28 protein-coding genes and 1 tRNA gene are annotated in these 25,922 nt (G+C 67.8%); 23 read left to right on the top strand and 6 right to left on the bottom strand.

What is annotated here, in order from left to right; translation table 11 throughout:
- Positions 1-8: 8 nt before the first annotated feature.
- On the bottom strand, positions 9-1,478 hold the full coding sequence (locus tag ACN27E_RS21710; RefSeq protein WP_422744603.1) for an aldehyde dehydrogenase: 1,470 nt from the start codon (positions 1,476-1,478) through the stop codon (positions 9-11).
- A gap of 185 nt (positions 1,479-1,663) precedes the next feature.
- Between ACN27E_RS21710 and ACN27E_RS21705 the strand changes: the two genes are divergently transcribed.
- The 10 genes from ACN27E_RS21705 to ACN27E_RS21660 all read left to right on the top strand — a co-directional run bounded on the left by ACN27E_RS21705 (position 1,664) and on the right by ACN27E_RS21660 (position 9,471).
- Positions 1,664-2,248 carry a TetR family transcriptional regulator gene (locus tag ACN27E_RS21705; RefSeq protein WP_422744602.1) on the top strand — a complete coding sequence of 195 codons (585 nt, stop codon included), beginning with the start codon at positions 1,664-1,666 and terminating at the stop codon, positions 2,246-2,248.
- 22 nt (positions 2,249-2,270) lie between these two features.
- Positions 2,271-3,491 carry a cytochrome P450 gene (locus ACN27E_RS21700; protein ID WP_422744600.1) on the top strand — a complete coding sequence of 407 codons (1,221 nt, stop codon included), beginning with the start codon at positions 2,271-2,273 and terminating at the stop codon, positions 3,489-3,491.
- 11 nt (positions 3,492-3,502) lie between these two features.
- On the top strand, positions 3,503-4,327 hold the full coding sequence (locus ACN27E_RS21695) for an SDR family oxidoreductase (protein WP_422744599.1): 825 nt from the start codon (positions 3,503-3,505) through the stop codon (positions 4,325-4,327).
- Positions 4,324-5,679 carry a cytochrome P450 gene (locus ACN27E_RS21690; RefSeq protein WP_422744598.1) on the top strand — a complete coding sequence of 452 codons (1,356 nt, stop codon included), beginning with the start codon at positions 4,324-4,326 and terminating at the stop codon, positions 5,677-5,679. The genes ACN27E_RS21695 and ACN27E_RS21690 overlap by 4 nt, the downstream gene beginning before the upstream one ends.
- A 6-nt stretch (positions 5,680-5,685) precedes the next feature.
- Complete coding sequence (locus ACN27E_RS21685; RefSeq protein ID WP_422744596.1) at positions 5,686-5,904, top strand: ferredoxin; 219 nt, start codon at positions 5,686-5,688, stop codon at positions 5,902-5,904.
- Positions 5,904-6,443 carry a nuclear transport factor 2 family protein gene (locus ACN27E_RS21680; protein ID WP_422744594.1) on the top strand — a complete coding sequence of 180 codons (540 nt, stop codon included), beginning with the start codon at positions 5,904-5,906 and terminating at the stop codon, positions 6,441-6,443. The genes ACN27E_RS21685 and ACN27E_RS21680 overlap by 1 nt, the downstream gene beginning before the upstream one ends.
- 91 nt (positions 6,444-6,534) lie before the next feature.
- Positions 6,535-7,668: an NDMA-dependent alcohol dehydrogenase gene (locus ACN27E_RS21675; protein ID WP_422744593.1), complete on the top strand. Its 1,134-nt coding sequence runs from the start codon at positions 6,535-6,537 to the stop codon at positions 7,666-7,668.
- 4 nt (positions 7,669-7,672) lie between these two features.
- Entirely contained in the window at positions 7,673-8,101 is a 429-nt protein-coding gene (locus ACN27E_RS21670) for a nuclear transport factor 2 family protein (protein ID WP_422744592.1), read from the top strand.
- A 10-nt stretch (positions 8,102-8,111) separates the two neighbouring features.
- A complete protein-coding gene (locus ACN27E_RS21665) occupies positions 8,112-8,960 on the top strand; it encodes an SDR family NAD(P)-dependent oxidoreductase (RefSeq protein WP_422750043.1) in 849 nt (282 codons plus the stop codon).
- Between the two features lie 106 nt (positions 8,961-9,066).
- Entirely contained in the window at positions 9,067-9,471 is a 405-nt protein-coding gene (locus ACN27E_RS21660) for an HIT family protein (RefSeq protein WP_422744591.1), read from the top strand.
- Here ACN27E_RS21660 and ACN27E_RS21655 read toward each other — a convergent pair.
- The gene (locus tag ACN27E_RS21655; protein ID WP_422744589.1) at positions 9,466-10,902 is read right to left on the bottom strand and encodes a sensor histidine kinase; all 1,437 of its coding nucleotides are present in this window, start codon (positions 10,900-10,902) and stop codon (positions 9,466-9,468) included. The genes ACN27E_RS21660 and ACN27E_RS21655 overlap by 6 nt on opposite strands.
- A 49-nt stretch (positions 10,903-10,951) precedes the next feature.
- Positions 10,952-11,671 (bottom strand): response regulator transcription factor, encoded by a 720-nt coding sequence (locus ACN27E_RS21650; protein WP_422744587.1) that lies wholly within the window; start codon positions 11,669-11,671, stop codon positions 10,952-10,954.
- A gap of 94 nt (positions 11,672-11,765) precedes the next feature.
- Here ACN27E_RS21650 and ACN27E_RS21645 point away from each other — a divergent pair, with 94 nt between their 5' ends.
- The 6 genes from ACN27E_RS21645 (at position 11,766) to ACN27E_RS21620 (ending at position 16,158) form a co-directional block, all read left to right on the top strand.
- A complete protein-coding gene (locus tag ACN27E_RS21645) occupies positions 11,766-12,500 on the top strand; it encodes a hypothetical protein (protein ID WP_422744585.1) in 735 nt (244 codons plus the stop codon).
- Positions 12,501-12,527: 27 nt separating this feature from the next.
- Positions 12,528-12,599, top strand: a tRNA-Thr gene (locus ACN27E_RS21640).
- The gene (locus ACN27E_RS21635) at positions 12,584-12,934 is read left to right on the top strand and encodes an HNH endonuclease (RefSeq protein WP_422750041.1); all 351 of its coding nucleotides are present in this window, start codon (positions 12,584-12,586) and stop codon (positions 12,932-12,934) included. The genes ACN27E_RS21640 and ACN27E_RS21635 overlap by 16 nt, the downstream gene beginning before the upstream one ends.
- On the top strand, positions 12,931-13,914 hold the full coding sequence (locus ACN27E_RS21630; RefSeq protein ID WP_422744583.1) for a TIGR03885 family FMN-dependent LLM class oxidoreductase: 984 nt from the start codon (positions 12,931-12,933) through the stop codon (positions 13,912-13,914). The genes ACN27E_RS21635 and ACN27E_RS21630 overlap by 4 nt, the downstream gene beginning before the upstream one ends.
- Positions 13,911-15,590 carry an alpha-amylase family protein gene (locus ACN27E_RS21625; RefSeq protein ID WP_422744581.1) on the top strand — a complete coding sequence of 560 codons (1,680 nt, stop codon included), beginning with the start codon at positions 13,911-13,913 and terminating at the stop codon, positions 15,588-15,590. The genes ACN27E_RS21630 and ACN27E_RS21625 overlap by 4 nt, the downstream gene beginning before the upstream one ends.
- A 79-nt stretch (positions 15,591-15,669) precedes the next feature.
- Complete coding sequence (locus ACN27E_RS21620) at positions 15,670-16,158, top strand: hypothetical protein (protein ID WP_422744579.1); 489 nt, start codon at positions 15,670-15,672, stop codon at positions 16,156-16,158.
- A 7-nt stretch (positions 16,159-16,165) separates the two neighbouring features.
- Here the strand turns inward: ACN27E_RS21620 and ACN27E_RS21615 are convergent, their stop codons facing one another.
- Positions 16,166-16,780, bottom strand: coding sequence for a M15 family metallopeptidase (locus ACN27E_RS21615; RefSeq protein WP_422750039.1), 615 nt, complete (start codon positions 16,778-16,780; stop codon positions 16,166-16,168).
- A gap of 228 nt (positions 16,781-17,008) precedes the next feature.
- Between ACN27E_RS21615 and ACN27E_RS21610 the strand changes: the two genes are divergently transcribed.
- The 5 genes from ACN27E_RS21610 to ACN27E_RS21590 all read left to right on the top strand — a co-directional run bounded on the left by ACN27E_RS21610 (position 17,009) and on the right by ACN27E_RS21590 (position 22,452).
- Positions 17,009-19,345 (top strand): xanthine dehydrogenase family protein molybdopterin-binding subunit, encoded by a 2,337-nt coding sequence (locus tag ACN27E_RS21610; protein ID WP_422744578.1) that lies wholly within the window; start codon positions 17,009-17,011, stop codon positions 19,343-19,345.
- 2 nt (positions 19,346-19,347) lie between these two features.
- Positions 19,348-20,037 (top strand): SRPBCC family protein, encoded by a 690-nt coding sequence (locus ACN27E_RS21605; protein WP_422744576.1) that lies wholly within the window; start codon positions 19,348-19,350, stop codon positions 20,035-20,037.
- Positions 20,034-20,924, top strand: a complete 891-nt coding sequence (locus ACN27E_RS21600; protein WP_422744574.1) for an FAD binding domain-containing protein — start codon at positions 20,034-20,036, stop codon at positions 20,922-20,924. The genes ACN27E_RS21605 and ACN27E_RS21600 overlap by 4 nt, the downstream gene beginning before the upstream one ends.
- Positions 20,917-21,411, top strand: a complete 495-nt coding sequence (locus ACN27E_RS21595; protein ID WP_422744572.1) for a (2Fe-2S)-binding protein — start codon at positions 20,917-20,919, stop codon at positions 21,409-21,411. Before ACN27E_RS21600 ends, ACN27E_RS21595 begins: the two co-directional genes overlap by 8 nt.
- Before the next feature lie 123 nt (positions 21,412-21,534).
- Positions 21,535-22,452, top strand: a complete 918-nt coding sequence (locus ACN27E_RS21590; protein ID WP_422744570.1) for an NAD(P)-dependent oxidoreductase — start codon at positions 21,535-21,537, stop codon at positions 22,450-22,452.
- Here the strand turns inward: ACN27E_RS21590 and ACN27E_RS21585 are convergent.
- Positions 22,435-23,271, bottom strand: a complete 837-nt coding sequence (locus ACN27E_RS21585; protein ID WP_422744568.1) for an SDR family oxidoreductase — start codon at positions 23,269-23,271, stop codon at positions 22,435-22,437. The two genes, ACN27E_RS21590 and ACN27E_RS21585, sit on opposite strands and share 18 nt — an antisense overlap.
- A 45-nt stretch (positions 23,272-23,316) precedes the next feature.
- Entirely contained in the window at positions 23,317-24,213 is an 897-nt protein-coding gene (locus ACN27E_RS21580) for an enoyl-CoA hydratase (protein ID WP_422744567.1), read from the bottom strand.
- Positions 24,214-24,282: 69 nt separating this feature from the next.
- Here ACN27E_RS21580 and ACN27E_RS21575 point away from each other — a divergent pair, with 69 nt between their 5' ends.
- The gene (locus tag ACN27E_RS21575) at positions 24,283-24,447 is read left to right on the top strand and encodes a hypothetical protein (protein WP_207361987.1); all 165 of its coding nucleotides are present in this window, start codon (positions 24,283-24,285) and stop codon (positions 24,445-24,447) included.
- 3 nt (positions 24,448-24,450) lie between these two features.
- Positions 24,451-25,920 (top strand): alpha,alpha-trehalose-phosphate synthase (UDP-forming), encoded by a 1,470-nt coding sequence (locus ACN27E_RS21570; RefSeq protein WP_422744566.1) that lies wholly within the window; start codon positions 24,451-24,453, stop codon positions 25,918-25,920.
- The last annotated feature ends 2 nt before the right edge of the window (positions 25,921-25,922 follow it).

Genomic DNA, 25,922 nt, shown 5'->3' with positions numbered 1-25,922 from the left:
CCGTCTCCTTAATTCGCCGCGGTGGCGATGAGCTTGATCTCGGTGTATTCCTCGAAACCGGCCACGCCCATCTCGCGGCCGATGCCGGACTGCTTGTAACCGCCGAACGGCGCATCGGCCGAGTACCAGATGCCGCCGTTGACGTTGACGGTGCCGACGCGCAGCCGGGAGGCGACCGCCTGCGCGCGATCGTCGTCGCCGCCGAAGACGGTGCCCGACAATCCGTACGGGGAGTCGTTGGCGATCCGCACCGCATCGTCGTCGCCGTCGTGAGCGATCACGGTCAGCACCGGCCCGAAGATCTCCTCACGGGCCACCCGGGCGTCATTGGTCAAGCCTGCGATCACGGTCGGCTCGATGAAGAAGCCGGTGTCGCGGTCCGCGGGGCGTCCGCCGCCGCAGGCGAAGCGACCGCCCTCCTGCAGCGCGAGGTCGAGATATCCCTGGACCCGGTCGCGCTGGCGCGCCGAGATGACCGGACCGCACACCGTGCGTTTGCTGGTCGGATCCCCCGGGACGATCGATCCCATGGTGGCCGCGGCCGCCTCCACGGCCTCGTCGTAGCGCGACCGGGGTACCACCAGCCGCGTGGTGATGGCACAGCCCTGGCCGGCGTGCATGGCGGCGGTGAACGCCGCCATCGAGCACGCGCCGGCCAGATCCGCGTCGTCGAGCACCAGGAATGCCGACTTGCCACCCAGTTCGAGGAAGACCTTCTTGATGGTGGCGGCGGCGTCGGCCATCACGGCCCGACCCGTGGCCGTCGACCCGGTGAAGGACACCAGGTCCACCCGCGGGTCCTTGGCGAGCAGGGCGCCGACGGAGTGGTCGCTGGAGGTGACGACGTTGACGACGCCGGGCGGGAAATCGGTGCGCTCGGCGATGATCTCGCCCACGGCCGCCGCGCACCACGGGGTGTCCGGGGCCGGCTTGAGCACCAGGGTGTTACCCGCAGCCAGGGCCGGGCCGACCTTGGCGAAGTTGATCTGATGCGGAAAATTCCACGGTGTGATGGCACCGACGACGCCGACCGCCTCGCGCACCAGGCTGCGCCGGGTCGGAATCCCCTGCGGCGTGGCATATCCCAGATCGGTGCGCCACTGATAGGACTCGGCCAGATCGGCCGCGAAGCCGAGGTCGTCGACCGGCCCCTCCAGCTGCGCCCCCGCGGTCAGCATCCGCGGCGCGCCCACCTCGCTGATGGTCAGGTCCCTCAAGTCTTCGATGTGTTCGCGCAGCGCGTCTTTGAGCTGACGTAGGCAGCGCACCCGCAGCGCGGTGTCGGTCGACCAGTCGGTCGCGTCGAACGCGGTGCGGGCCGCCTCGATCGCCCGGCTCATGTCGCCGGCGTCGGCGTCGGCCGCGACGCCGAGCACCTCCTCGGTCGCCGGGTTGACCGTGGGGAAGGTCCCACCCGCACCTGCGACGAGCTTGCCGTCGATGAGCAGTCGGCTCTCGCGGTCGGCCAGTATCGACATCCGCACTCCACTTCGCATCCGCTGGACAACTGTCCGGCTCTGTTCCGTCGAACCATAGCGGCCAGGCGACGCGGTAGGCAAGCAATCGGCGGGTCGACCGTCCCAGCGCGGCACGATTACCGGTCTGATCTGCATATTGTTCGATCCGCTTGCGGCTCACCCGGCCCGTCGGATAACTTGGACATGTGTCCAGCGATGCCGTGGTGGCTGTCACAGAGACGCCGCGTAACCGCCGGCAGGAGGAGACCTTCCGCAAGGTGCTGTCCGCCGGCGTGCAGATGCTGCGCGAATCGTCGTACGCCGACCTCACCGTGCGCGCCGTCGCGGCCCGCGCCAAGGTGGCACCCGCAACCGCCTACACCTACTTCTCGTCGAAGAACCACCTGATCGCCGAGGCCTATCTCGACCTCATCCGCCAGGTGCCCTACTTCACCGACGTCAACGACAGCACGACCACCCGCGTCGACAAGGCCCTGCGCAGCATGACGCTGATGCTGGCCGACGAACCGGAAGTGGCCGCAGCCTGCACCACCGCCCTGCTGAGCAACGGCGACGCCGCGGTACGCACGGTCCGCGAGCGCATCGGCGTCGAGATCCACAAGCGGATCACCTCGGCGATCGGGCCCGGTGCCGACCCCCGCACGGTGTCGGCGCTGGAGATGACGTTCTTCGGCGCGCTGGTCAACGCCGGCAGTGGCGCTTTCACCTATCACCAGATCGCCGACCGCCTCACCTATGTGGTCGGCCTCGTCCTCGGAGAGGACCGATGACCATCAGCCTGGGAGACGAGCAGTGACCCTCGACGTATCCGACGTCAACCTCGATCCGTACGACTACGACTTCCACGAGGACCCGTACCCGTACTACCGCCGGCTGCGTGACGAGGCGCCGCTGTACCGCAACGACGACCTCGGCTTCTGGGCGCTGTCCCGCCACCAGGACGTGCTGCAGGGCTTCCGCAACAGCACGACGCTGTCCAACAAATTCGGCGTGTCACTGGATCCCGCGTCACGCGGACCGCATGCATCCAAGACGATGTCGTTTCTCGCCATGGACGATCCGGCCCATCTGCGCTTGCGCACCCTGGTGTCGAAGGGCTTCACGCCCAGACGTATCCGCGAACTCGAACCGCGGGTCACCGAAATCGCGGTCGCCCACCTGGACGTGTTGATGGAGAAGGCGGCGTCGTCACCGCAGGGCACCGTCGACTACGTCGACGAATTCGCCGGCAAGCTCCCGATGGACGTGATCTCCGAACTGATGGGGGTGCCGCAACCCGACCGCGACCAGGTGCGGGCCTGGGCGGACGGCGTGATGCACCGCGACGAAGGGGTGACCGACGTGCCGCCGGAGGCCGTCGAAGCATCCCTCAATCTGATCGTCTACTACCAGGCGATGGTCGAGCAGCGCCGCTCCGAGCCCACCGACGATCTGACCACGGCGCTGCTCGAAGCCGAGATCGACGGGGACAAACTGACCGACGACGAAGTGCTCGGCTTCATGTTCCTGATGGTCATCGCCGGCAACGAGACGACGACCAAACTCCTTGCCAACGCGGCTTTCTGGGGTCATCGCAACCCGGACCAGCTGCAACCGGTCTACGACGATCTCGACCGGATTCCGCTGTGGGTGGAGGAGACCCTGCGCTACGACACCTCCAGTCAGATCCTGGCCCGCACGGTCGCCGGGGAGCTCACCCTCTACGACACCACCATCCCCGACGGGGATGTGGTGCTGCTCCTGCCGGGCTCGGCGCACCGCGACGAGCGGGTCTTCGATGCCCCCGACGACTATGTGATCGGCCGCGAGATCGGCTCGAAGCTGATGAGTTTCGGCAGCGGCGCACACTTCTGCCTGGGCGCCCATCTGGCCCGCATGGAAGCCCGTGTCGCGTTGACCGAGCTGTTCAAGCGCATCAGCGGGTACGAGGTGGACGAGGCCGATGCGGTCCGCGTCCACTCGAGCAACGTCCGCGGATTCGCCCACCTGCCCATCACGATCCGACCTCGTTAAGGCCCGACACCATGCCCCGTTTCGCACCTCTGCCCGAACGCCGGCCCGCCCTCGTCGCGGGCGCCTCCTCCGGGATCGGCGAGGCCACCGCCATCGAGTTGGCCTCGCGCGGATTCCCCGTCGCACTCGGCGCGCGCCGGGTGGAAAAGCTCGACGACCTCGTCGGCAAGATCAACGCCGACGGCGGGGAGGCGGTCGGATTCCACCTCGACGTGACCGACCCGAACTCGGTGAAGTCCTTCGTCGCACAGGCGACCACTGCGCTCGGCGAGATCGAGGTGCTGGTGGCCGGGGCCGGCGACACCTATTTCGGCAAGCTGGCCGAGATCGCCGGCGACGAATTCGACTCCCAGCTGCAGATCCACCTCGTCGGTGCCTTCCGGCTGGCGTCGGCCGTGCTGCCCGGCATGCTGGAACGTCAGCGCGGCGATCTGATCTTCGTGGGATCCGATGTGGCACTGCGGCAACGACCCCACATGGGTGCCTACGGAGCCGCCAAGGCCGCGCTGGTCGCGATGGTCAACAACTTCCAGATGGAACTCGAGGGCACCGGAGTGCGCGCCTCCGTCGTGCATCCCGGCCCGACGAAGACGTCGATGGGTTGGAGCCTGCCGGCCGAGAAGATCGGCCCGGCCCTGGAGGACTGGGCCAAATGGGGTCAGGCCCGCCACGACTACTTCCTGCGTGCCTCCGACCTCGCCCGCGCCATCACCTTCGTCGCCGAGACCCCGCGAGGCGGCTTCATCGCCAACATGGAGTTGCAGCCGGAGGCTCCGCTGGCCGAGGTGAGAGACCGACAGAAACTCACGCTCGGCGAGGAGGGAATGCCGACATGACGACCGCGATCGTGCCCCGGGTGTCCGGCGGCGAAGAGGAGCACGGCCACCTCGAGGAATTCCGCACCGATCCGATCGGCCTGATGAACCGCGTCCGCGCGGAGTGCGGGGACGTCGGCTGGTTCCAGCTCGTCGACAAGCATGTGATCCTGCTGTCCGGAGCGGAGGCCAACGAGTTCTTCTTCCGCTCCACCGACAGCGAGCTCAACCAGGCCGAGGCCTACCCGTTCATGACGCCGATCTTCGGCGAAGGCGTGGTGTTCGACGCGGACCCGGAGCGCCGCGCCGAGATGCTGCACAACACCGCCCTGCGGGGTGAGCAGATGAAGGGTCATGCCGCGACCATCGAGAACGAGGTCAGGAAGATGATCGCCGGGTGGGGCGAGGAGGGTGAGATCGAACTGCTCGATTTCTTCTCCGAGCTGACCATCTACACCTCGACCGCATGCCTGATCGGGCCGAAGTTCCGCGAGCAGCTCGACAGCCGGTTCGCCCACTACTACCACCAGCTCGAACGCGGCACCGACCCGCTGTGCTACGTCGACCCGTACCTGGACATCGAGAGCTTCCGCATTCGTGACGAGTCGCGGGTGAAACTCGTTGCGCTGGTGCAGGAGATCATGAACGGCCGGCTGGCCGCGCCACCGGCGAGCAAGGCCGACCGTGACCTGCTCGACGTGTTGGTGTCGATCAAGGACGACGAGGGCAATCCCCGCTTCTCGGCCAACGAGGTGACCGGCATGTTCATCTCACTGATGTTCGCGGGCCACCACACCAGCTCGGGCACCTCCGCCTGGACCCTGATCGAACTGATTCGCCACGCCGGCACCTATGCCGAGGTGCAGCAGGAACTCGACGACCTCTACGCCGACGGCCAGGAGGTGAGTTTCCATGCGCTACGGCAGATCCCGAAGCTCGACAATGTCGTCAAGGAGACACTGCGCCTGCACCCGCCGCTCATCATCCTGATGCGGGTCGCGCAGGACGAGTTCGAGGTGAAGGGTCTGCCGATCCACAAGGGCGACTTCGTCGCGGCGTCGCCGGCGATCTCCAACCGGATCGCCGAGGACTTCCCGGACCCCGACGCGTTCAACCCGGACCGCTACAACAAGCCCGAACAGGCCGACATCGCCAACCGGTGGACGTGGATTCCGTTCGGTGCGGGTAAGCATCGCTGCGTCGGCGCCGCCTTCGCCCAGATGCAGATCAAGGCGATCTTCTCGGTCCTGTTGCGCGAGTACGAATTCGAGATGGCCCAGCCCGCCGAGAGCTATCACAACGATCACTCCAAGATGGTGGTGCAGCTGGCGCAGCCGGCGAAGGTCCGCTACCGCCGGCGAGCCAAGGCCTGATCGGATATGGGCTGCTACCGCGTGGTCCTCGACGAAGACCTCTGCCAGGGCCACGCCATGTGTGAACTGGAGGCCCCGGACGTCTTCGCCGTGCCCAAACGCGGGGTCGTCGAGATCCTCGACCAGGAGCCACCCGACGACCTCCGCGAGGACGTCGAACGGGCGATCGACATGTGTCCCACCCGAGCAATCTCCCTCGAAGAGATCGAAGAGAAGGAAAGCTGATGGCCACACGCGAACAACTCGAGAACTGGGCCGACCGGTGGCTACAGGCGAACCGGGATGCCGAGAAGGCCGGCGACTGGAAGCCGTTGGCGGAGTTCTACACCGACGACGCGACCTACGGCTGGAACATCGGGCCCAAGGAAGACGTCATGTGCATCGGCAAGGCCGAGATCCGCGACACCGCACTGGGTCTGGAGATGGAAGGCCTGGAGAACTGGGTCTACGAGTACCAGAAGGTGCTCATCGACGAGAAGCAGAACGAGATCGTCGGATTCTGGAAGCAGATCGCCAACAAATCCGACGGCACCACCGACGAGATCTACGGCATCGGCGGCAGCTGGTTCCGGCTCAACGACCAGTTGCTGATCGAGTGGCAGCGCGACTTCTTCGACTTCGGGCACGTGCAGAAGGCGTTCCTCAAACTCATCGAATCCGGCGATCTCACCCCGACGATGCAGAAGCGCATCGAGCGCAGCCTGGCCGGTGAGAAGCTGCCCGGTTACTACCCGATCGGCCAGGCGCCGGTCCCGATGTGGTGACCCGGCCAAGCAGTTGCTTGGGGGTGCGTGTGACGCACCTTACTAATCCCTCTAGTCTGTGGTCACCGGCTCTAGTGGAAGGCAGCCTTCGATGAAGACAAAAGGTGCTCTCATCTGGGAGTTCAATCAGCCGTGGTCGATCGAGGAGATCGAGATCGGGGACCCCGTCAAAGACGAGGTCAAGATCCAGATGGAAGCGTCCGGCATGTGCCATTCGGACCACCACCTGGTGACCGGCGACATCCCGATGGCCGGCTTCCCGGTCCTGGGCGGCCATGAGGGCGCCGGCATCGTCACCGAGGTCGGTCCCGGCGTCGAGCACATCGCACCCGGTGATCACGTCGTCCTGTCGTTCATTCCGTCGTGCGGCGAATGTCCGGCCTGCCAGGAGGGTCTGCGCAACCTGTGCGATCTGGGCGCCGGACTGCTCGCCGGCACCGCGGTCTCCGACGGCACCTACCGCATCCACGCCGCCAAGAACGGTCAGCCGGTCATCCCGATGACCCTGCTCGGCACGTTCAGCCCGTACATGGTGGTGCACAAGAGCTCCGTGGTGAAGATCGACCCGTCGATTCCGTTCGAGGTGGCGTGCCTGGTGGGCTGCGGAGTGACCACCGGATACGGCTCCGCCGTCCGCAGCGGTGACGTCCGCCCGGGCCAGGATGTGGTGATCGTCGGCGCCGGCGGTGTCGGAACCGGAGCCCTGCAGGGGGCTCTCAACGCGGGCGCGCGCAACATCTTCGTGGTCGACCCGGTCGACTTCAAGCGCGACACCGCGCTGAAGTTCGGCGCGACCCACGCCTATCCGGACATCTACAGCGCGATGGCCGGTGTCGCCGAGGTCACCCAGGGCCGGATGGCCCATAAGACGATCGTCACCGTCGGCGAGCTCAAGGGCGAGGACATCGACGATTACATGAACATCACCGCCAAGGGCGGCACCGTTGTCGCCACCGCGGTGGCGAACATGGCCAGAAACGACGTCAAGCTCAACCTGTCGATGCTCACTCTGCTGCAGAAGAACCTGCAGGGCACCATCTTCGGCGGCGGCAACCCGCACTACGACATCCCCCAGCTGCTGTCGATGTACAAGGCCGGCCGGCTCAACCTCGACGACATGGTCACGCGGCAGTACCAGCTCGAGCAGCTCAACGACGGTTATCGCGACATGCTCGAGGGACGCAACATCCGCGGCGTCATCCGCTACACCGACGCCGACCGGTAGACCTGTGTCGCAGGAAACGGTCGAGCAGACCCCGGTCGTCGCGGCGTCGCGTTCGTCGTGGCGCTGCGTACAGACCGGGGACCGCGAGGGCTGGTTGGCCCTGATGTCCGAGGACATCGTGATCGAGGATCCGATCGGGCAGTCGGTCACCAATCCCGACGGCACCGGGGTGCGCGGCAAGCAGGCGGTGGGCGAGTTCTTCGACGCCAATATCGGGCCGAACCAGCTGACGGTGACCTGCGAGGCCACCTTCCCATCCAGTTCGCCGACCGAGATCGCCTACATCCTGGTGTTACGGACCCGATTCCCGAACGGATTCGTGGCCACCGTGCGCGGCGTGTTCACCTATCGCGTCGATGACGCCGGGCTGATCACCAATCTGCGCGGCTACTGGAACATGGACTCGATGCAGTTCGGCCAGGAAGGCGAGTAACGTCGGCCCGCTGGCCGGACGCGGTGCGCTCGTCATCGGCGGCACGCGCGGCGTCGGATTGGCGGTGGCCGAACTGCTCACCGCACTGGGCGCCACGGTCCTGGTCAACGGGCGCGATGCCGATGCCGTCGCCGCTGCGGTCCAAGCCATCCCGGGTTCGCACGGCATGGCCGGATCGCCGGCGGATGCGGCGGTGGCCGATGCCCTCGTCGACGCCTGCGTGCAGCAGTTCGGGCGCATCGACATCCTGGTGAACTGCGCGGGCACCGCCGAGCCGCCCGGGTCGTCGATTCTCACCGTCACCAGCGGTCAGTTCCGGGACCTGATGGATGCGCATCTGGGCACCGTGTTCGAGACCTGTCGCGCGGCGGCGCCGCGGATGGTGGCCCAGGGTGGCGGCGCCATCGTCAACACCAGCTCATTCGCCTTCCTGGGCGACTACGGCGGCACGGGGTATCCCGCCGGCAAGGGCGCGGTCAATGCGCTCACCCTGGCGATCGCCGCCGAACTCGCCGAGCACGGGGTGCGGGCGAATGTGGTGTGTCCCGGGGCGAAGACGCGGCTGTCCACCGGGCCCGACTATGAGGCACACATCGCCGAGCTCAACCGGCGGGGCCTGCTCGACGACGTCAGCATGCAGGGCGCCTTGGATGCCGCGCCGCCGGAGTACGTCGCGCCGACATACGCCTACCTGGTCAGTGACCTCGCCAAAGACGTCACGGGTCAGATCTTCATCGCCGCCGGCGGATTCGTCGGCCGCTTCGACCGGCAGACACCATCGATCGTGGCCTATCGCGGCCACGCCGACGAACCGCCGTGGACGCTCGAGGAGCTCGACGGCCTCATCACTTCACGTTGACTCTGCACACAGATCGCTGAATTCGCGATTTCGGCGATCCGTGTACAAAGTCAACGTACGAGGGCTCTCGACAGAAGAGGGCCGCTGCCGTGACATCCTGGATCCCATGGCGACCGTCTTCACCAAGATCATCAACGGAGAACTGCCGGGCCGATTCGTCTACCAGGACGACGACGTCGTCGCGTTCCTGACGATCGCGCCGATCACCCAGGGCCACACGCTGGTCGTGCCGCGCGCCGAGATCGACAACTGGCAGGACCTCGAACCCGCGGTCTTCGGCCGCGTCATGGCGGTCGCGCAGCGCATCGGCAAGGCTGTCGTCCGGGCGTTCCCCGCCGAGCGTGCCGGTGTCATCATCGCCGGACTCGAGGTTCCGCATCTGCACGTGCACGTCTTCCCGACCAGCGATCTCGCCGATTTCGGCTTCGCCAACGCCGATCAGAACCCGTCGCCGGAATCGCTCGACGAGGCTCAGCAGAAGATCAAGGCCGCACTGGCCGAGCTGTCATAGCGGGCTGTGCGCCGGCACGTCCACGATGCGCGGCAACCTCACCGTGAAGGTGCAGCCCTGACCGGGCGCCGTGGTCACCCCCACGGTGCCGCCGTGTGCGAAGACCAGCGAGTCGACGATCGACAGACCCAGGCCGGTCCCGCCGCTCTCCCGTGCGCGTGAGGAGTCGGTCCGGTAGAACCGCTCGAAGATCCGGTGGGCGTCCTCGGAATTCATCCCCGGTCCCTCGTCGCGGACCTCGAGCACGGCGTAGACGTCACCGCCGTCGTCCTCCGTGCCCACCCGCACGCAGATGCCCGCACTGACCGGTGTGTGCTGCAGCGCGTTGGCCACCAGGTTGCCCAGCACCTGCCGCAGCCGGGCCTCGTCGCCGAGGACCTCCGGGGTGCCCGGTCCGTCGAAGACCTCCAGGGAGATCGTGCGTTCGGGGGCGATCGACTGAGCGTCGTGCACCGCGTCGGTGGCCAGGGTCAACAGGTCGACCCGATGCTGCTCGAGGGGTCGCTGCGCGTCGAGGCGAGCAAGCAGCAGCAGGTCCTCGACGAGCAGACCCATTCGGCGCGACTCGCTCTCGATGCGATTCATCAGCATCTCGACGTCGCGGGCGGCGCCCTGGCGGTACAGCTCGGCGAAGCCGCGGATGGTGGTCAGCGGGGTCCGTAGTTCGTGGCTGGCATCGGTGATGAAGCGACGCATCCGCTCCTCGGAGGTCTTGGCCGCGGCCGCCGAGGACTCCGAGGAGGCGACGGCGCGCTGGATCTGCGCGAGCATGCCGTTGAGCGCCAATGACAATCGGCCGACCTCGGTGCGCGGATCGCGTTGCGGGACACGGCGATCGAGCTGTCCACCGGCGATGGCGGCCGCGGTCTCCTCGACTTCGGCCAGCGGACGCAGGCTGCGGTGGACCACCGCGAATCCGGCGATACCGATGACCAGCAGCACCGCCGCGCCGATACCGGCTTGCGACCAGATCAGCGCACGCATGGTCGACTGGACGTCGGACAGGTCGATCGCAACGGTGGTCAGGCCGCCGTCCGGCCCGCGCACGGTCATCGCCCGCCATTCGATCTCGGAGTGGTCGACCGAGCGCACCGTGACCGGCACCGGTCCGACGTCGTTGTCCGGCGGCAGCGCCGGTTCGGCCTCGCGATCGTTGACCACCATCCACATATGGCCCGCGGGATCGATGCCGCGCACGTAGAAGTCCGACGGCGGCCGCGCCGGGTTGGGCCCTTCCATGGGAACGATCGGAATGCGTCGAGGCGCCTGCGCCCAGCTGCGGGAGGCGTCGAGCAGTGTCTCGTCCACCCGGCTCTCCAAGGTGTGGCGCATGATCGACGTCACCGCAATCCCGGATGCGAGCAGACCGAAGGCGACCAGCACGAGCGTCGCGGCGACCAGGCCCACCCGCAGGGGTACTCCCCTGCCCATCAGCAGAGCTCTCGGCTCAGCCCCGACTCTCTGCTCTTCGCGCGAGCGCTCATCGCGGCTCGCGGAGGACGTATCCCACACCTCGCAAAGTGTGCAACAGACGCTTCTCGCCCGTGTCGATCTTGCGTCGAAGGTAGGACACGTACGACTCGACCACGTTCACGTCGCCGCCGAAGTCGTAGCGCCAGACATGATCGAGGATCTTCGGCTTCGACAGCACCGTGCCGGCATTGATGATGAAGTAGCGCAGCAGCGTGAATTCCGTCGGCGACAGCGAGACCGGTTCGCCGGCCTTCCACACCTCATGGGTGTCCTCGTCGAGTTCGATGTCGGCGAACTTCAGCCGCGAGGTCCTGGGCTCCTCGACCCCGTGGCCCGTACGGCGGAGGATGACGCGCAGCCGCGCGACCACTTCCTCCAGGCTGAACGGTTTGGTGACGTAGTCGTCACCGCCGAGGGTCAGCCCGGCGATTTTGTCCTGCAGGGTGTCGCGGGCGGTGAGGAACAGCGCGGGAGCGTCGATACCGTCGGCGCGCAGCCGGCGCAGCAGGCCGAACCCGTCCATGCCGGGCATCATCACGTCCAAGATGACGGCGTCGGGCTTGACATCGCGCGCCTTGTCGAGCGCCGAGGCGCCGTTGGAGGCGGTGTGCACCTCGAAGCCCTGGAATTTCAGGCTGACCGAGAGCAGCTCCACGATGTTCGCCTCGTCGTCGACGACGAGGACCCGGGCCTCGGGTGTGGTCTCCGTTAGTGCAGCCATAGCCATCACCTCAATGTCCAGGATGCGCCTTGGAGTCAATCTGGGGGTTGGCTGTGAGCTTTCTGTGAGTTGTGGGTTGCCTGATCCCTAGACTGGGCGGATGGACTTCGGCCGGAATCTGGTGCAGCTCGCGAGTATGCCGGCCCGCATCGGGCTCGCGTTCGCCGAGACGGGCCTGGAGGTGGCCAACGGCGCGCTCGGGATGGCCAAGGCCTCGCTGGGCGAGACGAACGAGCGCGTCAACATCCGCGCCGGGGGGTTCGCCCAGATGCTGGGCATCGACGATGCGGTCGAGCGGGCCAACCGGCTGGCCCGGCTGATGGACGAGGATCAGCCGCTCGGCCGGGCCTTGGCCCCCGACGGCCCGATGGACCGGCTGCTCAAACCGGGCGGCGTGATCGACCGGCTGACCGCCCCCGGCGGGGTGCTCGACCGGCTCACCCAGGAAGACGGCGGGCTGATGCGCGCCATCGAACCCGGTGGCCTGGTGGATCAGCTGCTCGACGAGGACGGTCTGATCGAGCGCCTGCTGGCTGAGGGCGGAATAGCCGACCGACTGCTGGCCGAGGGCGGAGTGGTCGACAAGCTGACCGCCCGCAATGGTCCGCTCGAGCAACTGGCGGCGGTTGCCGACACGCTCAACCGTCTGGCGCCGGGACTCGAGGCGTTGGAGCCGACGATCGAGGCGCTTCGTGAGGCGGTCATCTCCCTCAGTCAGGTGGTCAACCCGCTGAGCTCCATCGCCGACCGCATCCCCCTGCCGGGCCGCCGTGCCCGCGGCCGCACCCCGGGCACCCCGATCCGGTCGCAGCGGCTCTACGACCCGCCCCAGTGACCGGATAAACTGCCACCGCACCACCTCGCCTCCTTAGCTCAGTGGTAGAGCAACGCTCTTGTAAAGCGTAGGTCGTCAGTTCAATCCTGACAGGGGGCTCCGCGCACCGGCGATGTGTCGGGGCACCGTCGCACCGTCCGGGCCATGAGACACTGTCGCGGCTGTGGTTTACCACTTCTCACGCGCAGCAAAAAGGCGCCGTCTGGCTCGATTTCCCGCTCGCGTTCGTCCTCGACCACATCGACGGCGATCCGTCCAACAATCGGCGGGAGAATCTGGTCTGCCCGAACTGTGATTCGCAGCTGGCGACGTACAAGGGCCGCAACCGTGGACAGGGCCGCCACTACCGGCGGCAGCGATACGCCGACGGCAAGTCGTTCCTACAGTCGTTCACCGCTTCAACTCGGCCGAACCTGGGAACACGCTGTGAGTGACCGTCATCGGCTTCCATTGTTCCCACGAACAGATATCGCCCGGACAACTCCTCCGCGACGTCCAGCACGCCGAACAGGCCGGCTTCACCGCCGCCATGTCCTCGGATCACTTCAGTCCGTGGAGTGAACGACAGGGCGAATCCGGCTTCGCGTGGTCGTTTCTCGGGGCCGCGCTGGCCACCACCAACCTGCCGTTCGGTGTGGTGAACGCGCCCGGCCAGCGGTACCACCCCGCGATCATCGCTCAGGCGATCGCCACGCTCGGCGAGATGTTCCCCTGTCGCTTCTGGGCCGCGATCGGCAGTGGCGAGGCGTCCAATGAGCGGGTCACCGGGGACGTGTGGCCGCGCAAGGAGGTCCGCGACGCGCGACTGCTCGAATGCGTCGACGTCATCCGTCGCCTGCTGCGCGGCGAGGAGGTCAGCCACGAAGGGCTGGTGCACGTCAACCGGGCGAGGTTGTGGACGCTGCCCGCCACGATCCCCGACCTCGTCGGTCCCGCGGTCACCCCGCAGACCGCTGCGCGCCATGCCGCCTGGGCCGACGGCCTGGCCACCGTCAACCAGGACATGCAGACTCTGGGGCAGGTGCTCGATTCGTACCGCGGCGCCGGCGGGCGCGGTCCGGCCCGGCTGCAGATCCACCTGAGCTGGGCTCCCGACCACGACGAAGCGGCCGCCATCGCCCACGACCAGTGGCGCACCAACATCTTTCCCCCGCCGGCGTGCTGGGACATCGAATCGGTCGAGGCCTTCGACGCCGTCGGCGCGGACGTCTCCGTCGACCAGGTCGCCAAGGCCGTGAACATCTCCCATGACCTCGGAGAGCACACCGCCTGGCTGCACGACTACATCGAGCAGGGCTGGGACGAGCTGTACCTGCACTTCGTCGGACAGGACCAGACGCGCTTCATCGACGCCTTCGGCGAACACGTCCTGCCGCAGCTGTCGCCCACTGCGCCGCAGCGGGTCGGCGCATGAGGCGTGCCGACACGGGCGATCTCTGGTGGAAGAACGCCGTCATCTACTGCGCCGACGTCGAGACCTTCTACGACTGGAACGGCGACGGGTGCGGCGATCTGCGCGGGATGACCGAACGTGTGCAGTATCTCGCCGATCTCGGCGTGACGTGCCTGTGGCTGATGCCGTTCTATCCCACGTCGCGGATCGACGACGGTTACGACATCACCGACTTCTTAGGCGTGGATCCCCGACTCGGCACGCTCGGCGACTTCGTCGAACTCGTCCGCACCGCGAAGGCCACCGGCATCCGCGTGATCATCGACTTCGTCATGAACCACACCTCCGACGCGCATCCGTGGTTCAAATCCGCCCGCCGCAGCAAGGACGACCCGTACCGCGATTACTACGTGTGGAGCCCGACGAAGCCGAAGTCGAGCAAGGCCGACGTCGTCTTCCCGGATCAGGAGGACAGCCTCTGGGAACTCGATCCCAAGACCGGCGAGTACTACCTGCACCACTTCTACAAGCACCAACCCGACCTCAACATCGAGAACCCCAAGGTGCAGGAGGAGATCTCCCGCACCCTCGGCTTCTGGCTGCAGCTCGGGGTGTCGGGCTTCCGGGTCGACGCAGTGCCGTTCCTGTTCGCCAAGGATGCGGTGCCGGGCCGCCCGGATCCGTTCGACCCGATCGAATACCTGGGCGACGTCCGCAATTTCGTGACCCGCAGGCTGGGCGACGCCGTGCTGCTCGGCGAGGTCAACGTGCCCTACGCCGATCAGAAGGCGTTCTTCGGCGGACCCGACGGCGACGGGCTCAACATGCAGTTCGACTTCATCGGTATGCAGAACTTCTACCTGTCACTCGCGCGCGGCGACGCCGGTCCGATCACCGCGGCCCTCGAGCAGCGGCCCACCCTCGACATCACCAGCCAGTGGGCGAACTTCGTCCGCAATCACGACGAGCTCACCCTGGACAAACTCGGCGACGACGAGCGGCAGGAGGTGTTCGCCGCATTCGGACCGGATCCGGACATGCAGCTCTACGACCGCGGCTTGCGCAGGCGGCTGCCGTCGATGCTCGGGGGTGACACCCGGCGGATGAAGATGGCGTATTCGCTGGCGTTCTCGCTGCCCGGCACCCCGGTGCTGTTCTACGGCGAGGAGATCGGCATGGCCGAGAACCTCGACGTAGAAGGCCGATTCGCGGTCCGCACGCCGATGCAGTGGAGCGGCGACGTCAACGGTGGGTTCTCCACGGCCGACAGGCGGCGCCTGCCCCGCCCCCTGCCCGACGGACTCTACGGACCGGACCGCGTGAATGCCGCCGACCAGCGCCACGACCATCAGTCGTTCTGGTGGTTCATGCGTAACCTCATCCACACCTACCGGCAGCAACCGGAGATCGGATGGTCCACGGTCTCGGTCCTCGACCAGCCCGACAGCGCCGTGCTCGCCCACGTCTGCCGGGAGGACGAATCGGACTGGGCGATGGTGGCGCTGCACAACTTCGGCGCGGAGAGCGCGATGGTCTCGGTGCGGCTCGAGGACGCGCCGAACTGTCTGCTGGTCGACCTGCTCGACGGTCTCACCGCCCACGAACTCGACGACAAGGGCCGCCTCGACATCGGTCTCGAGCCGTATGGTTACCGATGGCTGCGCCTGCGCAGACCCGACGACGATCCGATCATCTAGCGCCCGCGGTTTTGCCGAGACCGAGTCCGGGTAGAACGGCAACGAGAAGGCCCATCCGCAAACCGTCAGGGAGACCACCATGTCAGCGGTACACCAGCCTCGTTCGTCCCATCGCGCCGGCCGCCGGTATTCGGCCATCGTCGGCATCGCCGCCGCGGTGGCCATGGCGCCCATCGCCGTGGCGTGTGGCAGCAGTGAAGAACCCGCGGAGTCGAGCACCTCGAGCACGCCCGCATCCACCTCGGCCACGCCCAGTCAAGGCGTGATGCCCGCACCGGCGCCCTCCGGCGCCCCGGGGGCTGGCGGCGCCGGCGGCAACGGGGGCAGCGGCGGCTCGGGCGGAATCCTCGGCGGTAGTGACGGATCCGGCGGAGCGGGGGGCCAGGGCGGGGCCGAAGCGCCCGCACCTGCCCCTGCGTCACCGGCTCCCGCGCCCGGAGCGACCACCAGGCCCGAGACGCCGACGAACCCGCCCGAGGCGGGCTCCGTGGCGCCCAAGACCGAAGGGCCGGGTTCCGGCTCCGAATCCGATATGGGTGGCATCGGCGGCGCCGATCGCGAGGGCTGACCGCAGATCAGCTCAACGGCACCTCGAGGATCGGGCGGCCTTCACCGGCCCCCGGTCCGTCGAAATGCCACCACTCCCCTTCGTAAACGGTCAGGCCGCCGGCCTCCATCGCCTCGCGTAACCTTGCGCGGTTCGCCTGTGCGGCGGCGCTGACACCGTCGGTCGCGTAGGCATGGCTGCGTGGGGAGAAGTCGTCGAATCCGGTGCCCATGTCGGCACCGGCGATCGTCACATCCACCGAGCGCCCGGCGGTGTGGCTGCGTGCGAAAGCCCCGGGCCGCGCGACCCACGCCGGATCGGGTACGGCGGCGAACATCTCGACCTGAACGTCGTGCGGGCGGTAGCAGTCCCAGAACACCAACACGTCAGGGCGCAGGTGCGCGGCGGCGGTCGCCAACCCGGCGGCCAGCGACTCGTGCACCAGGCAGGGTGCGCCGGCAGGGTAGAGCGGCCGGCCCACGAAGTTGTCGGCCGTCGCGTACCGCAGATCGACGATCGCGTCGGGCACGACGGTCCGGACGTCGACGAGTCCGGCCTGTGCCGCCGGTGACGCGGCCGCGACGCCCGGCGCCAGCACGGCGAATCCGGCGACAACCGGTGCGATCCTGCGCAGACAACCCATCTGCGCATCATCGCCCGGTTTTGCGATTCGCACCCGCGTCTGGTGACGGTTTGACACCCTGTGCAGGTGCTCAGCGCGTTGACCACAGCTCTACCTGCGGAAATGCGCCTCTCTCTTTTCGGCATGCCTCTTATCCATGTACGATAACGGCACTCTTTGCTGCCCCTGCCGCATGCGGAACCACCCTCGCTTACGCGCAGTAGCCACCGACGGACAGGAGCGTTCGCGATGACCGACACCGTCGCCACCCGCTACTCGGGCACCCGGGTGCCCAGAGTGGAGGACGATCGACTGCTCACCGGCCGCGGCACCTTCGTCGACGACATCCAACGCACCGGCATGCTGCACGCCTGCTTCGTGCGCAGCCCGTTCGCCCGGGCCGAGGTCGACGGGATCGACACCGCAGCCGCGCTCGCCATGCCCGGCGTGCACGCCGTATTCACCGCGCGCGACCTCAACGGCGACGTCGTCGAGGCCTGGCACGCGGTGGCGGGCAAGGATGTTCCGGACACCCCGCGCCCACCACTTGCGGAGGGACAGGTGAAATTCGTGGGTGACCCGGTCGCCCTCGTCGTCGCCGAATCACGCTATCTCGCCGAAGACGCCGCCGACGCGGTCGAGGTGGCCTACCGGCCGCTGCCCGCTGCCGCGGACTTCCGGACCGCGGTGAACTCCGATGTCGTCGTCCACGAGCAGTACCCGGACAACGTCGCGGGCGGCATGGGCGGCGCCCCGCCGGACGAGGAGACGTACGCCACCGCGCCGTGCGTGGTCAGTCAGCGCATCTACCAGCAGATGTATGTGCCGGTGCCGATCGAGACGCGCGGGCTGGTGGTCGAATGGGAGGCCACCACGGGGAATCTGACGCTGTGGGCCTCGACCCAGACACCGCATGAGTTGCGTGCCTTCACCGCGCGCCTGCTGGGCATTCCGGCGCAGCGGGTCCGCGTCATCATGCGCGATACCGGCGGCGGATTCGGCCAGAAGGTCGTCCCCATGCGCGAGGACATGTGCATCATGCTCGCCGCACGCAAGGTGCCCGGTCCGCTCAAGTGGATCGAGGACCGTCGCGAAAACCTGATGTCGGCCGGGCAGTCGCGCCACGTGGACGGGACCGCCCGCATGGCACTCGACGCCGACGGCACGCTGCTCGCCGTCGACATCGATTTCAATCAGGACGTGGGCGCGTATCCGACGCCCTATCCGGTGCTGACCACCGCAGCGATCGGCATGTTCTATCCCGGCCCCTATCGGGTGCCCAAGGCCAGCTTCAACTACAAGACCGTGTTCTCCAACACCGCAGGGCTCCACGCCTACCGCGGACCCTGGCAGTACGAGACCCTGGCCCGCGAGATCATGCTCGACATCGCCGCCCGCAAGCTGGACCTCGATCCGGTCGAGCTACGCCGGCGCAACATCCTGCGCGGCGACGAGATGCCGTACTTCAACCCCAACGGAATGCCGTATGACCATGTGGCTCCGGCGGATACCTTCGAACAGGCGGTCAAGATCCTCGACCACGAAGGTTTCCGTAAAGAACAGGCCGATGCCCTTGCCGAGGGTCGCTACATCGGTCTGGGATTCTCGGCGTACATCGAGCCGACCGGTGCGGCCACGGGCCATCTCGGTACCGAAGGCTGCACCATCCGCATGGAGCCCACCGGCAAGATCAACGTCTACGTCAACGGTGGCTCGACGGGAAACAGCCTGGAGACGACCGTCGTCCAACTCACCGCCGACGCGCTCGGCGCCCATATCGACGACGTCGCGACCATCCAGGGCGACACCGCGGTGACCCCGTACGGCGCCGGCACGCAGGGCAGCCGCAGCGCCCCCATGACGGCGGGCGCCGTCGACGAAGCCGGCACCATCCTGCGCGCTCAGCTCATCAGACTGGCCGCACACCAGCTGAGCGTGCCCGAGGACGACGTCGAACTCGGTGGCTCACAGGCATATTCGCGGTCCAATCCCGACACGTCCGTCAGCTTTGCCGACATCGCCTACCGCGCGCACTACCAGCCCGAGCAGCTGCCGCCAGGCGGATCGGCCACGCTGGAGGCCACCGCGCGGTTCACCTCGATGGCGATGATCCACTGGGCCAACGCGACCCACGCCTGCACGTGCGAGGTCGACGTCGACACCGGCCACGTCACCCTGACCCGCTACATCGTCAGCGAGGACGTCGGGCCGATGATCAACCCGAACGTGGTCGAAGGACAGGTCGCGGGCGGGACGGTACAGGGCATCGGTGGAGCGCTGCTCGAGAGCCTGGCCTACGACACGGACGGAAACCCATTGTCGTCCACATTCGTCGACTACCTGCTGCCGACAGCCACCGAGGTCCCCCCGATCGAATTCGGCCATGTCGAGATTCCCGGCCCGGGGGTCGGTGGCTACAAGGGAGCCGGCGAGGGCGGCGCGATCGGCTCCACCCCAGCCGTGATCAACGCGATCAACGATGCGCTCGCCCCGCTCGGCGTGACCGTCACCAGCCTCCCCGCCACCCCGTCGGCCATCGTCGACCTCATCGAAGCCGCCAAACGAGCCCAGCGAGAGGACCACTGACCGTGGAACTGAACAACGAATTCCGGGTCGGGGTGCCGACCGCCAAGGTCTGGGAGGTGTTCACCGACGTCGAGCGGGTCGCACCGTGCCTTCCCGGGGCCACCCTGCTGTCGGTGGACGGCGACGACTTCACCGGCGCCGTCAAGGTCAAGGTCGGTCCGATCACGGTGTCCTACAGCGGCAATGCCACCTTTCAGGAAAAGGACGCCGCCGCCGGGCGCGTCGTCCTCAAGGCCACCGGCAAGGAGACCCGCGGCAACGGCAGCGCCTCGGCGTTCGTGACGGCGCACCTCAAGGACGAAGGCGACGCCACGCACGTCGTCATCGGCACCGACCTCACCGTCTCGGGTAAGGCCGCGCAGTTCGGCCGCGGCGTGCTCGCCGACGTCGCCACCAATCTGATCGACCAATTCGCCAAGAGTCTCGAGGCCGACCTGCTCGGGGACCGCTCGACCGCGACCGCTGCACCCACCGCGGAGGCAGCCACCGCGGCGGCTCAGGCCGGGGCCGGCGACTCCGTCGACCTGCTCAAGGTCGTGGCACTACCGGTGGCCAAACGCTTCGCCCCGGTGGCCGGCGGCATCGCGGCGGGCGCGGTCGTCGGCTTCCTGCTGGGCCGCCGGCGCAAAGCCCACCCGGCCACCGTGCTGACCGAGGACCTGCAAACCGCGCTCGCACGGCTGCTGTCATGAAGGCCGCCCCCTTCGCCTACCACCGCGCGGACACGGTGAGCGAGGCGGTCAAGCTGCTCGCACAATACGGTGACGACGCCAAGATCCTGGCCGGCGGTCAGAGCCTGGTGCCGATGCTGGCCATGCGGCTCACCCACTTCGATCATCTCATCGACATCTCCGGCATCGATGAGCTGACCGGTATCGACCTGCACGGCGAGGAGGTCGTAATCGGGGCAGCCACGCCGCATGCACTGGTCGGGATGGACGACGAGGTCGCCGATTCCGCACCGCTGCTCACACTGGCCACCCCGCACATCGGCCACTTCCAGATCCGTACCCGCGGCACGCTCGGCGGCGCGATCGCCCACGCCGATCCGGCCGCCGAATACGCCGCCGTCGCACTGGCTCTGGACGCCCGGATGACGGCGGCGTCGGCCCGCGGCAGCCGGCAGATCGCGGCGTCGGACTTCTTCACCGGCCTGTGGGAGAACTCACTGGCCGACGACGAGATTCTGACCGCTGTGCGCTTCCCGGTCTGGGGCCGTCGGTCCGGTTTCGCCGTCGAGGAATTCGCGCGCCGCCACGGGGATTTCGCCATCGCCGGCGCCGTGGTGGCCGTCGAACTCGACGACGACGAGCGGATCGCCCGCTGCGGCATCGGGCTGCTCGGGCTCGGCTCGACCCCGCTGCGGGCTGCGACAGCCGAACAGGCGATCGTCGGCAGACCGGCCGATGAGGTGGACGGCGACGAGATCGGCCGCCTGTCCATGGCCGGATTGACCGACGTCCCGTCCGACCTGCAGGGTTCGGCCGACTATCGCCGCCGGGTCGGGGCGGCGATGGTGTCGCGCGCATTGCGGTCGGCGATCAGTGGCATAAACGCGGAGGTGGCAATCCATGAATGAGCAGCCGATCGAGTTGACGGTCAACGGCCGCAGCCACCGCGGATACGTGGAACCGCGGGTCACCCTTGCCGACTTCCTCCGCGAATCATGCGGGCTGACCGGCACCCACCTCGGCTGTGAACACGGGGCCTGCGGCGCCTGCACGGTGCTGCTCGACGATCAGGCTGTGCGATCGTGTCTGATCTTCGCGGTGCAGACCGAAGGACAGCAGGTGACGACGGTCGAGGGCATCGCCGGACCGGGCGGACAGCTGTCGCCGGTGCAGTCCGCCATGCGGGAGTGCCACGGCCTGCAATGTGGTTTCTGCACACCAGGATTCGTCACCACGATCACGGCCCTCTTGGCCGAGAATCCCGATCCGAGTGACGACGAGATCCGCGAGGGTCTGTCGGGCAACTTCTGTCGCTGCACCGGGTATCAGAGCATCGTCAACGCCGTGCGCCGCGCCGCCGAGACGACCCGCGACGGTCCAGACGTCGGACAATAGCTCTGATCCACCCGCGCCCGCCCAGCGTGCAACGTGGGCGCCGGTTGTGCATCCACGGTGGTCATCGGGCCGCGTTGACCGCCCCATCGGCACACTCGACGCCCTGGGTGCACACTCGTCGGCATGGATATCGGATTCATCGGACTGGGCAACATGGGTTCGGCCATGGCCGGCAACCTGCTGGATGCAGGGCACCAGGTCAGCGCCTACAACCGATCAGCGGATAAGGTCGACGCGCTGGCCGCCCGGGGTGCCCGGGCGGCGCGCACCGTCGCCGAGGCCTGCGGCGGCGAGGCTGTGGTGACGATGCTCGCCGACGATGCGGCGGTGGAGGCGGTGTCATTCGGTCCGGAGGGGATCCTGGCGACGCTGGCCCCCGGAGCGGTGCACGTGTCGGCCTCGACGATCAGCCTGGCGCTGGCCGAGCGCCTCACCGATGCCCACGCGGACGCCGGTCACAGGTTCGTGTCGGCGCCCGTATTCGGCCGCCCCGAGGCGGCTGCAGCGAAGAAGCTGTTCGTGGTGACCGCCGGTGCGCCCGATGCGCTCACGGCGATGTCGCCGGTGTTCGAGGCGGTCGGCCAGCGGACGTTCGTCGTCGGCGAGGAACCCAAGGCCGCCAACCTGGTCAAACTGTCGGGCAACTTCCTCATCGCCTCGGTGATCGAATCCCTCGGCGAAGCAATGGCGTTGGTCACCAAGGGCGGCGTGGACGCCGAGCAGTACCTCGAGTTGCTGACCTCCACGCTGTTCGACGCGCCCGTCTACCGAACCTATGGCGGGCTGGTGGCCCGCCGGGAATTCGATCCGCCGGGGTTCGTCGCCACCGGCGGACTCAAGGACGTGCGGTTGGCGCTGGCGGCCGGGGAAGCGCTGCAGGTCCCGCTACCGGTCGCCAGCCTCCTGCGCGACCGGTTCCTCACGCTCCTGGCAACCGGCGGCGGCCACCTCGACTGGTCGGCGATCGGCGCCCTGGCCGCGTGGGAAGCCGGAGCCGCCGGGCCGGCGACATCGGATCCCGCCTCAGACCACCCCGCGTAGCCCGTCGGCGCCGAAGATGCCCTCGAGCATCCCCGACATGTCCGGCCCGCGGCGCAACCCGTGTCCGCCATCGACGTTGATGACCTGGCCGGTGATCCAGCCGGCGGCGTCGCTGAGCAGGAACACCGCGAGGTTCGCGATGTCCTCCACCTCGCCGAACCGCGGCAGCGGCGTGCAGGCGCGGTAGTCGGCCGACACCTCCGGCGACTCCATGACCGGCCCCACCAGCTCGGTGCGAGTCAGCCCCGGACGAATGCCGTTGACCCGCACCCAGGATGGGCCGAGTTCATCGGCGGCCAACATCATGATGTGGTCGAGGGCGGCCTTGCTGGGCCCGTATGCGCCGAACCAGCGATGAATGTTGCTCGACGCGATCGAGGAGATGCCGACGAACGAACCACCGCCGCCGCGCACCAGTTCCTTGGCCGCATGCTTGATGACGTACATCGTCCCGTTGACGTTGAGGTCGACGGTGCGCCGCCACGCTTCGGAGTCGATCTGGGTCAGCGGCCCGATGGTCTCGGATCCGCCGGCGCTGTGCACCACGCCGTGCAGCCGTCCGTGCCAGGCGGTGGCGGCGTCGACGACCCGGGCCACCTCGTCCTCGACGGTGACGTCAGCCGGTTCGTAGCGCACCTCGCCCGCACCCTCACCCGCGGCGGCGGTCAACTCGTCGACCGCTGAGGAGAGCCGATCGGCGTTGCGGCCGGCCAGCATGACGTTGCCCCCGGCGGCGATCACGGCCGCGGCCGCCCCCTTCCCGATGCCACTGCCACCACCGGTGACCAGATACGTTCGATCCGCCAGAGACAGCTGCACCGGGACCCCTTCGTCGGCTGAATTGGAACGAGTTCTAGTTATAGCTCAGGGCTCGTCGCGGCGCGACAACTTCGGGGCGCCCAGGGTGCGCCAGTCCGGTACGTCCGGCGGCATTCCGACCGGGAACCGGTTCTCGTTGTGGGCGGCCCAGTGCGCGTGGCCCAGTTCGTGGATGTGAAATGCGTGCCGCAGCGCCTCGGTGAACCCCATCGCATCGGCTGCGGCGTTGACCGAATCCTTCACCAGCAGGGCCGCCATCGTCGGGCGCTCGGCGATCCGCCGGGCGAACTCCAATGTCCGGTCCTCGAGTTCGTCGCGCGGGAACACCTTCGACACCATGCCGAGCCGGTGCGCCTCATCGGCGTCGATCGAATCACCGGTCAGCAGAAGCTCTTTGGCTTTGCGCGCGCCGAACTCCCACGGATGGGCGTAATATTCGACGCCGGGCATCCCCATCCGCACCGCCACCACGTCGCTGAACTTCGCATCGTCGGCCGCGACGATCAAGTCGCAGGCCCAGATCAGCATCAGGCCCGCCGAGATCGCATTGCCCTGTACCTGCGCGATGGTGATCTTGCGCAGATCGCGCCACCGCCGGGTGTTCTCGAAGAAGTAGTGCCACTCCTGCAGGTAGGTCCGCTCCGAGACGGCGGCCCGCGTCGCACCGTTGATGCCGAACGTCGGGTGCTGCCCCGGGCCGGGCTGACGTTCGGCCAGCGCCTCCTCGGAACCGAGGTCGTGGCCGGCCGAGAAGTTCTTCCCCCGCGCGGCCAGGATCACCACCCGCACCTCGTCATCGGCCTCCGCGCGGCCGAACGCTTCGTCGAGCTGCACCAGCAGGGTGCGTGACTGGGAATTGTGGGTCTCCGGCCGATTGAGCCAGATGCGCGCGATGCGCCCCTCGTCCAGCGTCTCGTAGGTCACCTGGTCAGCGTTGGCCACTGGAGTACCGTACGCCGCCCTGACCAGGGGCGTTGCCCCGGGGCAGCCCTCGTCGCCTAGAGTTGTACCATGCCTGCCAAGTCTGATCCCGCCGAGATCGGCGACGTCGAACCACTCGCCGACAGCACCGCCCGCCAGGCCCGGCGCGTCGTCGCGGCCTACGCCACCGATGCCGACGAATGCCGCGTCTTTCTCTCCATGCTCGGCATCGGACCGTCGAAGCCCGAGGCCTAAGCGGTGCCGGAGGACGACCCGCACGTCGACTCCGCTGACATCGGCACCGCCGAGTTCGTCGTCGTCGCCAATCGGCTGCCGATCGACATGGAGTTGCTGCCCGACGGACAGATCTCCTACAAGCGCAGTCCCGGCGGTCTGGTGACCGCGCTGGAACCTCTGCTGCGCAAACGGCACGGCGCCTGGATCGGGTGGGCCGGCATTCCGGACAGTCCCGAGGATCCGATCGACGACGACGGTCTGCAGCTCTATCCGGTGGCGCTGTCCGCCGAGGACGTCGCCGACTATTACGAGGGCTTCTCCAACGCCACGCTGTGGCCGCTCTACCACGACCTGATCGTCAAACCGATCTACCACCGCAAGTGGTGGGACCGCTATGTCGAGGTGAACCGGCGGTTCGCCGAGGCGACCGCCCGCGCCGCCGCCCAGGGCGCCACGGTCTGGGTACAGGACTATCAGCTGCAGCTGGTGCCCAAGATGCTGCGGATGCTGCGGCCCGATCTGGTCATCGGATTCTTCCTGCACATCCCCTTCCCGCCGGTCGAACTGTTCATGCAGATGCCGTGGCGCACCGAGATCATCGAGGGGTTGCTCGGCGCCGATCTGGTGGGCTTTCATCTGCCCGGCGGTGCGCAGAACTTCCTGTTCCTCGCCCGCCGCCTGACCGGAGCCAACACCTCTCGGGCATCGGTCGGCGTGCGGTCCCGTTTCGGCGAGGTCCAGGTCGGTTTCCGCACCGTCAAAGTCGGCGCGTTCCCCATCTCGATCGACTCCGCCGATCTGGACGCCAAGGCGCGCAACCGGGCGATCCGCCAGCGGGCCAAGGCGATTCGCGCCGAATTGGGTAACCCGCGCAAGATCCTGCTCGGGGTCGACCGGCTCGACTACACCAAGGGCATCGACGTCCGCCTCGCCGCGCTGGCCGAGCTGTTGGAGGACGGTCGCATCGACCGCGAGAACACCGTTCTGATCCAGTTGGCCACCCCCAGCCGGGAGCGCGTCGAGAGTTACATCGCGATGCGCGAGGACATCGAGCGCCAGGTCGGTCACATCAACGGCGAATTCGGCGAGGTCGGCCATCCCATCGTCCACTATCTGCACCGGCCGGTCCCGCGCGATGAGCTGATCGCTTACTTCGTGGCCGCCGACGTCATGCTGGTGACTCCGCTGCGCGACGGGATGAACCTGGTGGCCAAGGAGTACGTGGCGTGCCGCAGCGATCTGGGCGGTGCCCTGGTGCTCAGCGAGTTCACCGGCGCCGCAGCCGAACTCCGGCAGGCCTACCTGGCCAACCCGCACCACCTCGAGGACGTCAAGGACGCCATCGAGGCGGCGTTGACCCAGTCCCCCGAGGAGGGCCGGCGCCGGATGCGGGCCCTGCGCAGGCAGGTGCTCGCCCACGACGTGGACCGCTGGGCCAGAGCCTTTCTCGACGCGCTCGCCGGGACGCGCGACGACGCGCAGCCCGTCTAGGC

This window comes from Mycobacterium sp. WMMD1722 (assembly GCF_049315205.1).
Taxonomy (GTDB): Bacteria; Actinomycetota; Actinomycetes; order Mycobacteriales; family Mycobacteriaceae; genus Mycobacterium.
Note: the sequence above shows the minus strand (reverse complement) of the source record. Positions and strands in the feature narration are given on the sequence as shown.

Coding starts and splice junctions, on each gene's coding strand:
- ACN27E_RS21710 (WP_422744603.1), bottom strand. CDS start 1,478: ATGTCGATACTGGCCGACCGCGAGAGCCGACTGCTCATCGACGGCAAG.
- ACN27E_RS21695 (WP_422744599.1), top strand. CDS start 3,503: ATGCCCCGTTTCGCACCTCTGCCCGAACGCCGGCCCGCCCTCGTCGCG.
- ACN27E_RS21690 (WP_422744598.1), top strand. CDS start 4,324: ATGACGACCGCGATCGTGCCCCGGGTGTCCGGCGGCGAAGAGGAGCAC.
- ACN27E_RS21685 (WP_422744596.1), top strand. CDS start 5,686: ATGGGCTGCTACCGCGTGGTCCTCGACGAAGACCTCTGCCAGGGCCAC.
- ACN27E_RS21680 (WP_422744594.1), top strand. CDS start 5,904: ATGGCCACACGCGAACAACTCGAGAACTGGGCCGACCGGTGGCTACAG.
- ACN27E_RS21675 (WP_422744593.1), top strand. CDS start 6,535: ATGAAGACAAAAGGTGCTCTCATCTGGGAGTTCAATCAGCCGTGGTCG.
- ACN27E_RS21660 (WP_422744591.1), top strand. CDS start 9,067: ATGGCGACCGTCTTCACCAAGATCATCAACGGAGAACTGCCGGGCCGA.
- ACN27E_RS21655 (WP_422744589.1), bottom strand. CDS start 10,902: ATGGGCAGGGGAGTACCCCTGCGGGTGGGCCTGGTCGCCGCGACGCTC.
- ACN27E_RS21650 (WP_422744587.1), bottom strand. CDS start 11,671: ATGGCTATGGCTGCACTAACGGAGACCACACCCGAGGCCCGGGTCCTC.
- ACN27E_RS21645 (WP_422744585.1), top strand. CDS start 11,766: ATGGACTTCGGCCGGAATCTGGTGCAGCTCGCGAGTATGCCGGCCCGC.
- ACN27E_RS21625 (WP_422744581.1), top strand. CDS start 13,911: ATGAGGCGTGCCGACACGGGCGATCTCTGGTGGAAGAACGCCGTCATC.
- ACN27E_RS21620 (WP_422744579.1), top strand. CDS start 15,670: ATGTCAGCGGTACACCAGCCTCGTTCGTCCCATCGCGCCGGCCGCCGG.
- ACN27E_RS21615 (WP_422750039.1), bottom strand. CDS start 16,780: ATGGGTTGTCTGCGCAGGATCGCACCGGTTGTCGCCGGATTCGCCGTG.
- ACN27E_RS21610 (WP_422744578.1), top strand. CDS start 17,009: ATGACCGACACCGTCGCCACCCGCTACTCGGGCACCCGGGTGCCCAGA.
- ACN27E_RS21600 (WP_422744574.1), top strand. CDS start 20,034: ATGAAGGCCGCCCCCTTCGCCTACCACCGCGCGGACACGGTGAGCGAG.
- ACN27E_RS21595 (WP_422744572.1), top strand. CDS start 20,917: ATGAATGAGCAGCCGATCGAGTTGACGGTCAACGGCCGCAGCCACCGC.
- ACN27E_RS21590 (WP_422744570.1), top strand. CDS start 21,535: ATGGATATCGGATTCATCGGACTGGGCAACATGGGTTCGGCCATGGCC.
- ACN27E_RS21575 (WP_207361987.1), top strand. CDS start 24,283: ATGCCTGCCAAGTCTGATCCCGCCGAGATCGGCGACGTCGAACCACTC.